Genomic DNA, 13,667 nt, shown 5'->3' with positions numbered 1-13,667 from the left:
TGCAGGTCCGATGCAGCCAATCCGCAACATCGTCGTCCTGACGGGAGCGGGCGTTTCCGCGGAGTCGGGGATCGCCACGTTCCGCGGTCCCGGGGGCCTATGGGAAGGGCACCGGGTCGAGGATGTCTGCACCCCCGAAGCGTTGCGGGCCGATCCCCGGCTCGTCCACCGCTTCTACGACCTGCGGCGCGCGGCGCTGACCGACATGACGCCCAACGCCGCGCATGTGGCGTTGGCGCGGCTCGACCGGGACTGGACGGGCGAACTGCTGGTCGTGACGCAGAATGTCGACGATTTGCACGAGCGCGCGGGCGCGCGCCGACTGCTGCACATGCACGGCGCGCTGCGCTCGGCGCTGTGCGCCGCGTGCGGCACCCGCGTAGCGCATGCCGGGCCATTGCCGCCGGGCAGCGTGTGCAGTGCCTGCGGCGCGGCGGCGTTGCGGCCCGATATCGTGTTCTTCGGCGAAATTCCGTATGCGATGGACCGGATCGTCGATGCCATCGGCGCCTGCGATCTGTTCGTATCGATCGGTACGTCGGGCGCGGTCTATCCCGCCGCCGGCTTCGTCGAATGGGCCAATGATCGCGGCGCGGCGACGCTCGAACTCAATCTCGAACGTTCGGCCGGATCGGACCGTTTCGACGAAAGCCGCCTCGGCCCGGCAAGCGAACTGGTGCCGGCATGGGTCGCGCAGGTGCTGGCCGGGCAATGACGGCGGCGGCCAGGCGACGCGTCGCCACGGTTTGGTGACCGCGCCAACCGACCGGATACCGCCGATTTTCCCCGGCGGCGCACTCGCATCGCCGACCCGCATGCCTTATGTGGACCGCATGTTGTTCTGGTCCTTCCCGCCCGTCGCGCGTCGCAATGGTGTCCCGCAATGACCTGGCTAGAGAAAATCGCGATCGTCGCCTTCATGGTCCTGTTCATGGAGTGCTTCGCATGGGCGGCGCATAAATACGTCATGCATGGCTGGGGTTGGGGCTGGCACAAGTCGCATCACGAGGACCATGCCGGGTGGTTCGAGAAGAACGACCTCTATGCGGTGGTCTTCGCGATCGTGCCGATCGCCCTGTTCGTCGTCGGTCTGTGGTGGGAGCCGCTATGGTGGGCGGCGCTGGGCATCACCGTCTATGGCGGGATCTATGCCTTCGTCCATGACATGCTCGTCCATCAACGCGGTGGATTCCGGTGGGTGCCCAAGCACGGCTATTTCAAGCGGCTGCTGCAGGCGCATCGGCTGCACCATGCCGTCGAGGGCAAGCATGGTACGGTCAGCCACGGGTTTCTGTTCGCCCGCAAACCGGCGGTGCTGAAGGCGCAGTTGCGCGCCCACGCCGACCAGCGCCAGCGCGTTCCGCAGCGCGACCGACAGGATGATCTTTTGCCGTCCGACGCTGAGCGGTGAGGTCGATCGCGTCCGGATCGAAGGCCATGCGTCAGACGCTGATCGGCGTATCGCTGTCGGTTGCGATCGTCGTCACCTGGCTGGCGATCCATATCACCGGCATATTCTTCTGGCAGTGGAGCGTCGGCACGCTGCCGATCGCCATCGCGCTGATCCTGGTGCAGACATGGCTCAGCACCGGGCTGTTCATCATCGCGCACGACGCGATGCATGGCGCGCTGGCGCCGACCCATCCCGTCCTGAATCGGACGGTCGGTACGCTGTGCCTGTCGCTCTATGCGTGCCTGTCCTACGCCGCGCTGCTGCCGCAGCATCATCTGCACCACAAGCATGCGGGCCGGCACGGCGATCCCGATTTCCATGGCGGCGATCCCCGTCTGGCCGCGTGGTTCCTGCAATTCTTCCGGACCTATTACTCGCACGGACAAATCGCCCGCATCACGGTGATGGCGCTGATCTACATCTTCGGGTTCGGCGCATCGCTCGGCAACATCGTCCTGTTCTGGGCGGTGCCTGCGTTGGGGGCGGTCGGGCAATTGTTCGTGTTCGGAACATGGTTGCCGCACCGCGAACGCGAAGCGCCGTTCGTGGACGCGCATCGCACGCATAGTCTGAAGGTCGGTCCGGTACTGTCGCTCCTGACCTGTTTCCATTTCGGCGGCTATCATCACGAACATCATCTATCGCCTGGTACGCCGTGGTGGGGACTGCCCGCCCGACGGCGGTCGATCGCGGGCCGGACCGACCAGCGCTGACCCCTGATCCTCGCTATCCGTCAGGCCACGCGCAGGGTCGATTGCATCAGCACGTCGTCGGGCGTCCGGCGGTGATCGATCCACCATTTCGCATCGACCTGCGCGGCGAGTCCGGCGAGGCAGGCGGGGTGCGAGCGAACCAGTTTCGCCAGCCGTTCCGCCCGGATCGTGTCGGCCCACGCCACCTGTCGCGCACTGCCGGTCAGCGGCGGCAGCGCATGTCCGGCGATGGCGGCGCGATCGGCGGCGGCCTGTTCGGCCCGGGCCGTCGCCATGCAATCGGTGCAACGCTGTCGTTCCAGCCGCAATTCGGTGCGGGTCTGGTCGGCGGCGGTGAAGGCGAAGATGTCATGGTGCTGCGTATGGCCGCAGCGATGCCGGATCGTTCGTTTCATGCGCGCGACGATGAGTCGGCGATTCGGGCCGATCCACCGGCTTGAGTCGAGCCGAGTCGCCCGCGCGGCGAACCGAATCAGGCGATGGCGAACAGCCGCAGGAAATAGCCGGCGAAGCGCCGCGCCTCCGCGTCCATCCCGTCCGCCGGCGCGGGTTCGACCCCCCACAGGCGACGATTTTGCTGCGCGCCGGTCATGCCGATCAGCATCCGCGCCATGTCGGTCGGCCCTTCGTCGCGCAGCCGGCCCGCCGCGATCTGTTCGGCGATATAGGTGGCGAGCGCGCGTTCGATATGGCCCGCCGCCTGTTCGTAGAAGATCGCCCCCACTTCGGGGAAACGGCCGCTTTCGCCGACGACCAGACGCCATGCCGCCACCGCGTCGGGATGCGCAGTCTTGTTCATGAACACCCGGCAGAAATTGACGAGCGTCGCCGGCATGTCGCCGGGCGTCAGCAACTCGTCGGTCACCCGCTGGCGAAAGGCGGCGGTGACGTCGGCAATCACCGCCGCGAACAATTCCTCCTTCGACCGGAAATAGCTCCACAGGGTCGCCTTCGACCCGCCGAGGGTCTTGAGCAGGCCCGACATCGATGTCGCGGCATAGCCGTCGTCGAGGAACGAGCGACGCGCGGCGGCGACGATCGCGTCGCGGCGATCCTGTTTGCGCGCTTCGCGTTTGCCGGGCGCGGTTTCTTCGATGGTACTCATAAACTGTACCGTTGGGTACAGATAATCGTTGACAGGCGCAAGCCGCAGGATCATGGCACGCGGCGTACCCACTAGTACGGTTTTCGCATGACAACTGAGATTCCCCGGAACGCCCGTTCGCTGGTGCCGCTTGCGGTCCTGTTCCTGTCCGGCTGCGCGACCGTACCCCGTCTGGCGGATGCGCCGGTGCCGCGGACGTCGACCAGCTTCGCCGCCGACCGCAGCGTTGCGGCAACGGGCGATGCCGCTTGGCCGGCGCAGAACTGGTGGCAAGGCTATGGCGACCCCCAGCTCGATACGCTGATCGCCGAGGCGCTGGCCGGATCGCCCGATCTGGCGGCCGCCACCGCCCGCGTCGCGCAGGCCGAGGGCTATGCGCAGCAGGCTGGGGCGGCGCGGCTGCCGACGCTGGGCGTCACCGGCAATGCCGGCCTGACCAAGCAAAGCTACAACAACGGCATCCCCGCCGATTTCGTGCCGAAGGGCTGGAACGATACCGGCCGGGTGCAGGGCGAACTCGGCTTCGATCTCGACCTGTGGGGACGCAACCGTGCGGCCTTTGCGGCGGCGCGGTCGGATGCGGCGGCGGCGCGGCTCGATCTGGCGCAGGCGCAGCTGACGCTGTCGACCAACATCGCCGATGCCTATGCCGATCTGGCGCGGCTGTTCGCCGAACGCGTGGTGGCGCTGGCGGCGCTCGACGTGCGGCGGCAGACCGCGAAGCTGACCGCCGACCGGGTGACCGGCGGGCTGGATACGCGCGCCGAGCAGAAGCAGGCGGACTCGGCGGTGCCGGCGGCGCGCGCCGATGTGGCGGCAACCGACGAAGCCATCGCGCTGACCCGCAACCGCATCGCCGCGCTGCTGGGCAAGGGGCCGGACCGGGGGCTGGCGATCACCCCGCCCGCCGCGACCATCGCCGCGCGCGGGCTGCCGATCGGCGTCACCACCGACCTGATCGCGCGGCGTCCCGATATCGTCGCGGCACGCACCCGGGTCGAGGCGGAAGCGAGCCGGATCAAGGTCGCGCGCGCCGATTTCTATCCGGCGTTCAATCTGTCGGCGGTGTTCGGTCTGCAATCGCTGGGCCTGAGCAACCTGATAAAAGGCGGATCGACCGCAGGCAGCATCGGTCCGGCGTTCAGCCTGCCGATCTTTCGCGGCGGCGAGTTGCAGGGCCGCTACCGCGTGGCGCGGGGCAGCTATGACGCGGCGGTCGCCGATTACGACCGGACCGTGACCGACGCCTATCGCGCGGTCGCCGATGCGGTGGTCAGCCAGCGCGCACTGACCACGCGGCTGACCGAATCGCAACAATCGCTGACCGATGCGCAGGCCGGGTATGATGTCGCGCGGCTACGCTTCGAAGGCGGGCTGTCGCGCTTCACCGACGTGCTGGTCGCGCAGGACCGGGTGTTGCAGGCGCGGCGGATCGTCGCCGACCTGCAGGCACGTGCCTTTACCCTCGATATAGCGCTCGTCCGTGCCCTGGGCGGCGGTTTTACCGCGCCGGCCACCGCACAGCAGAACAAGGACCTGACCCATGGCTGATGCCGATCCCGCCGACCGCAGCTTCGCCGAGGCCAAGGCCGCATCCGACACCCCTGCCCCGTCCAAGCGCAAGAAGCTGTTGACCGGCATCGCCGCGATCGTCCTGTTGGGCGGCGCGGGCTATGGCACCTGGTATGCGCTTGTCGGCAGCAACTATGTCGAGACCGACAACGCCTATGTCGGGGCCGAAACCGCGCAGATCACGCCGATGGTCGCCGGACAGGTGATCGCGATCGGCGCGTCGGAAACGCAGGCGGTGAAGCGCGGCGACGTGCTGGTCCGGCTCGACGACAGCGACGCGCGGATCGCGCTGGCGAGTGCGCAGGCCGATCTGGCCAAGGCGCGTCGCGAGTTCGGACAGACGTCGGCGACCAGCGGCGCACTGTCGGCGCAGGTTGAGGCCAAGGGGGCCGAGGTGACCAGTGCCCGCGCGCAACTGGCATCGGCGCAGGCGTCGTTCGACAAGGCGCAGGTCGATTTCAACCGTCGGCAGCGGCTCGCCCCCAATGGCGCGGTATCGGGCGACGAACTGACCGCCGCGACCAATGCGCTAGCGTCCGCCCGTGCCGCGCTCGAACAGGCGCGCGCGGCAGTGGCCGAGGCCGGGTCGCAGCGGGTCGCGGCGGCGGGCAATCTCGCCGCCAATCAGGCACTGATCCAGGGGGCGACGGCCAACAGCGCGCCCGACGTGCTGGCGGCGGAGGCACGCGTGCGGCAGGCGCGGCTCGACCTCGACCGCACCATCGTCCGCGCCCCGATCGACGGCGTGGTCGCCAACCGCACCATCCAGGTCGGACAGCGCGTCGCGGCGGGCACGACGATGATGCGGATCGTCCCGGTCAACAGCGCCTATGTCGACGCGAACTTCAAGGAAGGCCAGCTGACCAAGGTCAAGCCGGGCCAATCGGTCAAGCTCACCTCCGACCTGTATGGCGACGATGTCGAATATCATGGTCGCGTCGTCGGCTTCTCGGGCGGCACCGGCTCCGCCTTCGCGCTGATCCCGGCGCAGAACGCGACGGGCAACTGGATCAAGGTCGTGCAGCGCCTGCCGGTGCGCGTCGCGCTCGACCCGAAGGAACTGGCGGCGCACCCGCTGCGCGTCGGGCTGTCGATGACGGCAGAGGTGGATGTTTCGGGGCGGTAGTCGGCACGATTTCCCCTCCCTGACAAGGGAGGGGTCGGGGGTGGGTCGGCCCGCGAGGGAGCGTACCGCCAGCCCCAAACCTACCCACCCCCAGCCCCTCCCTTGTCAGGAAGGGGAGCATTGCGGGCATCGACGAACGGTTCGGGTCGAAGAAAACCCATAAGGGAGCAAGGCGGCATGGCCGGCCAGGATGATTTCAAACCCTTTACCGGCCCCAAGCTGCTGTTCGCCGGGCTGGTGCTGGCGCTGACCAATTTCATGGTCGTGCTCGACACCACGATCGCCAACGTGTCGGTCGGGCATATCGCCGGGTCGCTGGGCATCTCGACTAGTCAGGGGACGTGGATCATTACCTCCTATGCGGTGGCAGAGGCGATCTGCGTGCCGCTGACCGGGTGGCTGGCCGGGCGGTTCGGGGCGGTGCGGACCTTTGTTATCGGGATGATCGGCTTCGGCATCTTTTCGATCTTGTGCGGGCTGTCGACCAGTCTGGCGATGATCGTGGTCGCGCGGATCGGTCAGGGGCTGTGCGGCGGGCCGTTGATGCCGCTGACCCAGACGATGTTGCTGCGGATCTTTCCGCGCGAACAACATGGGCAGGCGATGGGGATGTGGGCGATGACCACGGTCACCGCGCCGATCCTCGGCCCGATCCTTGGGGGCACGATTTCCGACAGCTGGTCGTGGCACTGGATCTTCTTCATCAACATTCCGGTCGCGATCTTCTGCGTGTTCGGTGCGCTGCGCCTGCTGAAACCCGCCGAGACGAAGCGCGAGAAGCTGAAGGTCGACAAGATCGGCCTCGCGCTGCTGATCCTGTGGATCGGCGCGTTGCAGATCATGCTGGATATCGGCCGCGAACATGACTGGTTCAGCGATCCGACGATCGTCATCCTCGCGATCGTGGCGGCGGTGGGCGCGGCGGTGTTCATCGTATGGGAACTGACCGAGCGACAGCCGATCGTCGACCTGCGCGTGTTCCGGCACCGGGGGTTCACGGTCGCGGTCGCCGCGCTGGCCTTTGCGTTCGGGACCTTCTTCGCCTCGGTCGTGCTGATCCCGCAATGGTTGCAGGCGAGCCTTGGCTACACCTCGACCTATGCTGGCTATGCCACCGCGTTCAACGGCGTGGGGGCGGTCATCATGTCGCCGTTCGTGGCGAGGATGCTCAAGAAGCGCGATCCCCGCGCGCTGGTGTGTTTCGGCATCTTCTGGATCGCGGCGGTCAATCTGCTGCGGGTGGAGTGGACGACTGGCTCCGATTTCTGGACGCTGGCGTTTCCGCAGATGTTGCAGGGGTTCGGCATGCCGTTCTTCTTCATCCCGCTGACCACGATTGCGCTGGGCGCAGTCGATCCGAAGGAGACGGCATCGGCGGCGGGCGTTATGAGCTTCCTGCGGACGATGGCCGGGGCGATCGGGACGTCGGTGTCGATGACGCTCTATGCCGACAACATGACCGTCGCGCGCAGCGAGATGGTGTCGCGGCTGAACACCGGCGCGACCGAACAGGCGCTGACCGCACAGGGATTTTCGATCGATCAGGTGCGCGGCGCGGTGGAGATGACGGTGGCGCAGGAGAGCAGCACGCTGGCGATCAACCATATGTTCCTGTTGTCGGCGATCATCTTTGCCGGCGCGGCGCTCATCATTTGGCTGGCACCGCGGCCACAACGGGTGGCGGGACCGGGCGCGGCGCACTGACGGTAGGGTAACCGCCCGGCCGGATCACCACCCCATGCTGCCCGGCACGCCCTTATACGGTCCGGCGAGGTCGGGGGTGATCCAGCCCCCGTAGAAGCCGCCCGGTTGCGGCACGACGCGTCGGCCGTCGATGCTGCACCGGTCGAGCGGCCCGGCGTAGAAGGCGACATGATCGCGCAGCATCGCGAAGGCCGGTGTCGGATCGGGATAGCTCCACGCCACATCCCGCAGTATCTCGCCGCCGATGGCGAGGTGCCAATAGACCGCCTGCCCCTTCCATTCGCACAGCGATCGGCGGGGCGAGCGTTGCAGCACGCCCGCCGCAATGTCGCCGGGCGGGATATACCAGCTGGGCGGATGGCTGGTTTCGAGCGTGCGGATCGCGGCGCGGGTATCGGCGACCACGACGCCGCGATGCTCGATGCGGACATGGCAGTCGCTCGGCGCGGCGATGGCGGGGCGCGGATAGTCCCACACGCTTTCCTGCCCCGGCCCGACCGGATCGGGTTGTGGCCACAGGCTCATCGCTTGTTCTCCTGCCAGATGCGGGTGGCGAGCAGCGTGGCAAAACCCAGCCACGCGACGAACGGCACGCCCAGCGCCGCCGCCGGGCGATCAACCTTCGCCGCCGTCACGACATAGGCGGTCCCGGTCGCGATCATCGCCCCCGATGCCGCCGCGCTCGCCCCGAGTTTTCGTTCGCGGAAGAAGAGCTGCGTCCAACCGCCGACCATCGCGCTGTTGACCAGCCACGCCCCAACTGCCGCGTTGCGCATCGGCCCGGCCGGTTCGCGCAACAACCGATAGCCGCCGACCGCAAGACCCGTTTCGAGCACCGGCCACACGGCGCCGAACGCGGCGTCGGGCGGGGTGAAGTCGGGCTTGTCGAGCCGGCGATACCAGCGGCGGATGCCCGGATGCGAACGATCGGGGGCGTTGCGCCGCCCGACCACCGCACTGACGCCCAGCACCGCGCCGACGATGCCGAGCGCCAGCAACGGCGACAGCCCGGTCTGTTCGGGTGCTTCCGCCGGTCGTTCGCTCTCGGGCAGATAGCGCGACAGATCGGGTTCGGGCGTGTCGCCGCCGAACATCTTGCCCGACAGCTTGCGCACCGCCGGACGGCTCGCAAGATCGAGCGCCCCGTGCAGCAGGCGGATGCCGAGCCGGCTGTGCGGGTTCATCAGCCGCGGCGCGATCTTCGGCACGCCCTGCGCATCCTCGACCATCGGCCGCATCTGCTGTTCGTACGCGGCAAAGGCGGCGGGGACATCGGGCTGTCGGATCAGTTCCTGTGCCAGCACGTATGCGCCGGTCACCGCCAGCGTCGTACCATAGCCCGCGATCGGGGTCGCGCACCATGCGGCATCGCCGGTCAGCGCCACCTCGCCGTCCGACCAGCGCGGCATCCGTACTTGTCGCAGCACGTCGAAATAGAAATCATCGGTGTCGGCCATGCCTTCCAGCACCCGCTGCGCCTGCCATCCGGCATCGGCGAAGCGTTCGCGCAGCCATGCTTTCTGCCGCGCGACGTCCCAATCCTGTTCGCCGCCGGGCGGCTGTTGCACCGACAGCATCGCGCGGGTCGTGCCGTGCCGATCGGGGCGGAGCGACACGCTGCGCCCGCCCGGCGCATTGTACCAGCGCCACAGCCGGTCGTCGTCGGCGGTGCGCGGGATGGTGAAATAGGCGATGGTCAGGTCCATCCAACGCGGATCGTTCTTGTCCGCAAACACCCTCTCACGCGTCGTCGATCCGACCCCTTCGGCGACGATCACCGCGTCATAGCGTTCGGTCGTGCCGCCGGCGAAGCCGACCGTCACGCCATCGCCATCCTGGTCGACCGTCGCGATATGGTCGCCGAAGCGATAGGTCGCGCGTTCGCTGGCCGGTTCGTAAAGCAGCCGCGCCAGATCGCCGCGCAATATCTCCATCTCGGCGGTCGGGCCGTCCTCCTCCTGATCGGCGGTCAGGAACTGCGCATCGACCTTGCCATCGGCATCGACCCAGGCGGTTCCCTCCTCGCCGGTGCCTTGTTCCAGCGCGATCCGCTCCAACCCCATGCGCCGCAACACTTCGCGGCCGGGTCCGCGCACGTCGATATTCTGCCCGCCATCGCGAAATTCGCTCGCACGTTCGACGACGGTGACGTCGAACCCGGCCCGGCCGAGCCACCACGCGACGATATTGCCGGCGACGCTGGCACCGGTAATCAGGACGGAACGGGACATGGACGACACTCCTTCGCCGCGCATAACGGTCGAAGGACGTTCGGGTCCCCTGCCCTTATTTCGGAAAGACCAGCGCGTCGGCAAAGAACGGGATCACCACCGTCTGCATCTGCGTCGCGACGCCGCTGGTGTGGTCGCCGACATAGACCTGATAGCGATGTTTGATGCCGTAGCGGTCCATCGCCGCGTGCAGCTGTTCGGCCCCTTCCTTCAATCCGTCGCGGTCACCGACGTCGAGGCCGATTGCGCGGTAACGGCGCAGGTCGGCGGCATGCTGATCGAACATTGCAATCGGCGTGTTGGCGGTCCAGCGCGCCAGCACGTCAGGCTGCGGCACGCCGTCCTTGATCGGCAGGTCGAGATAGAGCGGTGGCGCCTTCGGATTGGGCGACCATGCGGCGGCCGTCGCCAGTTGCGCCCGCTGTCCCCAGTTCAGCTTTTCGCTGTCGGCGGGCGACGTCATCGCCCGAAATATCTTCTCCTGCGCGGCATCGGTGACGCCCAGCGCGCGGGTCATCAGGCAGCACGGGCTCATAATGTAGAGCGCGCCGAACGTGTCGGGGTGCAGCATGCCGATGCGGATCGTGCCATAGCCGCCCATCGAATGACCGGCGAGACCGCGGCTCCGGCGGTCGGCGACGGTGCGGTAATGGCTGTCGACATAGCCGACCAGATCGCGGGCGATGAAGTTCTCGAAATCGCCGACCGTCGCTGATCGCGAATAGAAGCTGCCGTTATGCATCGTCTTGGTATCGGGCATCACCACGATCATCTCGCGCGCTCCCTTGGCAAAAGCAGCCTCGATCGTTTGCGGGACATGAATTTCGCTCGCCCATTGGTCGGCCCCGATCGAATAGCCGTGGAGCGCATAGACCACCGGATAGCGGCGGTTGGGCGATGTCCGGTAGCTCGGCGGAAGCAGGACCAGCACCGGCCGGTCGGCGCTGTTGCCTTCCAGATTGCCTTCGACGGCGGGCGAATGGACGGTGATGCGTTCGATCGTGATCGGTTTGGCCCCGGCGACCGTGGCAGGGGCCGGGGTTGCGACCTGCGCGGCGGCGAGGGCAGGCGACAGCAGCGCGAGGGCGGCGAGAATCGTTTTCATGGCGGCTCCGGGGTTCAGGCGACGATCAGCCGCTCGCCGCGCAGGCGGACGGTGCGGCCGGGGATCAGGTCGATATCGATCTTCGTATCGTTCAGGCGAACCTGCCGCCGGCCGGCGACGCCGGCGCGCAGCACCGCTTCGTCGAGCCGCCCGCCCCGCCAGCGCAGATCGACGCCCAGCCCGCCGCGGGCGCGCAGGCCAGTGATCGATCCCTGACCCCAGGCGCGCGGCAAAGCCGGCAACAGCAGCAGTTCGTCGTCGCGGCTCTGCAGCAGCATCTCCGCCATCGCGCGCGTGCCGCCGAAATTGCCGTCGATCTGGAAGGGCGGATGCGAATCGAACAGGTTGGGATAGGTTCGCGCCGGCCCCAGCAGATAGGCGAGGATGCGGTGCGCATGGTCGCCGTCCTTCAGCCGTGCCCATAGATTCGCGCGCCACGCCGTTGCCCAACCGGTCGATTCGTCGCCGCGCAGTTCCAGCGACCGGCGCGCGGCGGCGGCGAGGCCGGGGGTCCGGTCGGGGCTGATCTGGTCGCTCGGGAACAGGGCATAGAGATGCGAGACGTGGCGATGTTTCGGCTCGGGCGCGGCCATGTCCCAATCCTCACGCCATTCCTGCAACTGGCCCGCCGTACCGATCCTGTCGGGGGCGAGACGCGCGCGGGCGGCGGCGATCTCGGCGGCGAAGGTGGCGTCGGTGTCCAGCAGCTTGGCGGCGCGGCCGACCTGATCGAGCAGGTCGCGCAGGATCTGGTTGTCCATCGCCGGCCCGGCACAGATCGACGCGCCCCAGGGATGGATATTCTCGGGCGACAGCGACGGGCTGGTCAGCAACCCACCGGTCGCCGGATCGACCTGCAACGTATCGAGGAAGAACAGCGCCGCCCCGCGCAGGATCGGATAGACCGATCGCAGGAAATCGAGGTCGCGGCGATAGTCGTAATGGTCCCATAAATGGGTGCACAGCCATGCCCCACCGGTCGGCCAGAGCCCCCATTGCGCGCCGTCGACCGGTGCGGTCGCGCGCCAGAGGTCGGTATTGTGGTGGCATACCCATCCGCGCGCGCCGTACATGGTCCGCGCGGTCCGCTCGCCGGTGATCGCCAGCTCGCGCATCATCGCCACGAAGGGGGCCATGCATTCGGGCAAGGCGGTGACCTCGGCCGGCCAGTAATTCATCTCGGTATTGATATTGACGGTATATTTCGACTGCCATGGCGGATCGACCTTGTCGTTCCAGATGCCTTGCAGGTTCGCCGGCTGCCCGCCTTGCCGCGACGATGCGATCAACAGGTAGCGGCCATAGTTGAAATACAGCGCGGCCAGCGCCGGGTCGTCGGCCATCCGGTCGATCGCGACGCGTTCGTCGGTTGGCCGCAGGGCGGCGGGGGTCTCGCCGAGATCCAGCCTGACCCGATCGAACAGCGCGCGGTGCGCCCGCAACGCCTGTTGCCGGATCCGCGGCTCTCCCTTCGCCCGGGCGCGCTCGAACATGGCGTGCGTGCTCGCCTCGGGATCAGCGCCGACATCGTCGAACCGGCGGAAACTGGTCGCCATGGTCAGCAGGATCGTTACGCTGCGGGCATTGCGAACCTCGATCCGATCGCCTGCAGCGGTCACCTGCCCCCGCACCGCCGAAACATGCGCCCGCGCGGCGAAGCGGAGCGCGCCCGCTATTCCCGTCCGCACGCCGTTGCGACCGGTCATCGTCAGAACACCGTCGCTCGCCGAAATGCCGATGTCCGATTGCGGCGACGTCATCCCGACCGACAGCCCGAACGCTTTATCACCCTGCAACCGGACCACGATCACATCGTCGTCGGGCGCGACATAGACTTCGCGCCGGAACCGCGTGCCGCCGATACCGAACTGCGTTTCCGCCGTCGCGGTTTCCAGATCGAGCGAGCGGCGATACTCGCTCGCCTCCCCTGCCCCGACCAGTTCGAGGACCAGGTCGCCGAGCGGCTGATACGCCATCTGCGTCAACGGCGTCGCCATCACCCGAGCATTCGCCAGCTTTTCCGCATCGGCATAGCGTCCCGCCGCGATCAGGGCACGGACCTCGGGCAAGGTCGCACGCGCCGACGGGTTGACCGGGTCATAGGGGCCGCCGCTCCACAGGGTCGCTTCGTTGAGCTGCAATCGCTCCCGCGCGACCCCGCCAAAGACCATCGCCCCCAGTCGCCCGTTCCCGATCGGCAGCGCCTCGGTCCACAGCGCCGCGGGTTGCCGGTACCATAGGGTGGTGGCGGTCGATCGTGGCACAGCCGCTACCGCTGGAGAAAGGGTGGCGGTCGCAACGCCGACGGCCGCTCCTTTCAGAATGGTCCGGCGGTTCGTATGGGGAAGCTCAGTCATGTCGCGGAGACTAGGCGGTAAATCAGGGCGCACAAGCGCCGTGGAGGGCCCGCCAGACGTCGCCGAGACTACATTGCGAAGATTTTGTTCCGGCGAATCGAAGAAAGCTGTTGACCTCCCAATCGCCTCCCCCTAGATGGGTGTCACCGCAGCGGTGGCCGACACGGTCGCTTCTGCATCCTCCGGGACCTGGTGCTGACCGAATGGTTGGTGCCATGTGTTCCGGTCTCTCTATCGCCGGCTTGCTGGCGCTTCGACCTTAGGGGTTTGGAGCAGGGAGTGCTATTTGACATTGTTGATG

12 protein-coding genes are annotated in these 13,667 nt (G+C 67.5%); 6 read left to right on the top strand and 6 right to left on the bottom strand.

The features are described 5' to 3' along the window. Positions 1 to 10: 10 nt before the first annotated feature. The 3 genes from ASE50_RS06160 to ASE50_RS06150 all read left to right on the top strand — a co-directional run bounded on the left by ASE50_RS06160 (position 11) and on the right by ASE50_RS06150 (position 2,166). Entirely contained in the window at positions 11 to 715 is a 705-nt protein-coding gene (locus tag ASE50_RS06160; protein WP_056397183.1) for an NAD-dependent deacylase, read from the top strand. A 168-nt stretch (positions 716 to 883) separates the two neighbouring features. After that, positions 884 to 1,411 carry a sterol desaturase family protein gene (locus ASE50_RS06155; RefSeq protein ID WP_055998190.1) on the top strand — a complete coding sequence of 176 codons (528 nt, stop codon included), beginning with the start codon at positions 884 to 886 and terminating at the stop codon, positions 1,409 to 1,411. A 26-nt stretch (positions 1,412 to 1,437) separates the two neighbouring features. Beyond that, complete coding sequence (locus ASE50_RS06150) at positions 1,438 to 2,166, top strand: fatty acid desaturase (RefSeq protein ID WP_056397180.1); 729 nt, start codon at positions 1,438 to 1,440, stop codon at positions 2,164 to 2,166. A gap of 20 nt (positions 2,167 to 2,186) precedes the next feature. Here the strand turns inward: ASE50_RS06150 and ASE50_RS06145 are convergent, their stop codons facing one another. Together ASE50_RS06145 and ASE50_RS06140 are read right to left on the bottom strand one after the other, a co-directional pair. After that, positions 2,187 to 2,561, bottom strand: coding sequence for a hypothetical protein (locus tag ASE50_RS06145; RefSeq protein ID WP_056397175.1), 375 nt, complete (start codon positions 2,559 to 2,561; stop codon positions 2,187 to 2,189). Positions 2,562 to 2,638: 77 nt separating this feature from the next. Further along, positions 2,639 to 3,271: a TetR/AcrR family transcriptional regulator gene (locus ASE50_RS06140; protein ID WP_162236170.1), complete on the bottom strand. Its 633-nt coding sequence runs from the start codon at positions 3,269 to 3,271 to the stop codon at positions 2,639 to 2,641. Positions 3,272 to 3,358: 87 nt separating this feature from the next. On the opposite strand from ASE50_RS06140, the gene ASE50_RS06135 reads away from it, so the two are divergent. The 3 genes from ASE50_RS06135 (at position 3,359) to ASE50_RS06125 (ending at position 7,673) form a co-directional block, all read left to right on the top strand. Next, positions 3,359 to 4,822, top strand: a complete 1,464-nt coding sequence (locus tag ASE50_RS06135) for an efflux transporter outer membrane subunit (protein WP_056397167.1) — start codon at positions 3,359 to 3,361, stop codon at positions 4,820 to 4,822. After that, positions 4,815 to 5,969: an HlyD family efflux transporter periplasmic adaptor subunit gene (locus tag ASE50_RS06130; protein WP_056397165.1), complete on the top strand. Its 1,155-nt coding sequence runs from the start codon at positions 4,815 to 4,817 to the stop codon at positions 5,967 to 5,969. The genes ASE50_RS06135 and ASE50_RS06130 overlap by 8 nt, the downstream gene beginning before the upstream one ends. A gap of 177 nt (positions 5,970 to 6,146) precedes the next feature. Next, positions 6,147 to 7,673: a DHA2 family efflux MFS transporter permease subunit gene (locus ASE50_RS06125; RefSeq protein WP_056397160.1), complete on the top strand. Its 1,527-nt coding sequence runs from the start codon at positions 6,147 to 6,149 to the stop codon at positions 7,671 to 7,673. Positions 7,674 to 7,697: 24 nt separating this feature from the next. On the opposite strand, the gene ASE50_RS06120 is transcribed toward ASE50_RS06125, so the two are convergent. From ASE50_RS06120 to ASE50_RS06105, 4 genes are read right to left on the bottom strand one after another with little or no spacing between them, the layout of a single operon-like run. Continuing rightward, on the bottom strand, positions 7,698 to 8,192 hold the full coding sequence (locus tag ASE50_RS06120; RefSeq protein WP_056397645.1) for a DUF427 domain-containing protein: 495 nt from the start codon (positions 8,190 to 8,192) through the stop codon (positions 7,698 to 7,700). A 2-nt stretch (positions 8,193 to 8,194) separates the two neighbouring features. Continuing rightward, complete coding sequence (locus ASE50_RS06115) at positions 8,195 to 9,904, bottom strand: tryptophan-rich sensory protein (RefSeq protein WP_162236169.1); 1,710 nt, start codon at positions 9,902 to 9,904, stop codon at positions 8,195 to 8,197. A gap of 55 nt (positions 9,905 to 9,959) precedes the next feature. After that, positions 9,960 to 11,009 (bottom strand): alpha/beta hydrolase, encoded by a 1,050-nt coding sequence (locus ASE50_RS06110; RefSeq protein WP_056397157.1) that lies wholly within the window; start codon positions 11,007 to 11,009, stop codon positions 9,960 to 9,962. A 14-nt stretch (positions 11,010 to 11,023) separates the two neighbouring features. Beyond that, positions 11,024 to 13,273, bottom strand: a complete 2,250-nt coding sequence (locus ASE50_RS06105) for a glycosyl hydrolase family 95 catalytic domain-containing protein (RefSeq protein ID WP_235512217.1) — start codon at positions 13,271 to 13,273, stop codon at positions 11,024 to 11,026. Between the last annotated feature and the right edge of the window lie 394 nt (positions 13,274 to 13,667).

The sequence above is a fragment of the Sphingomonas sp. Leaf5 genome (assembly GCF_001421155.1).
Classification (GTDB): domain Bacteria; phylum Pseudomonadota; class Alphaproteobacteria; order Sphingomonadales; family Sphingomonadaceae; genus Sphingomonas.
This window is presented reverse-complemented; position numbering and strand designations above follow the sequence as displayed.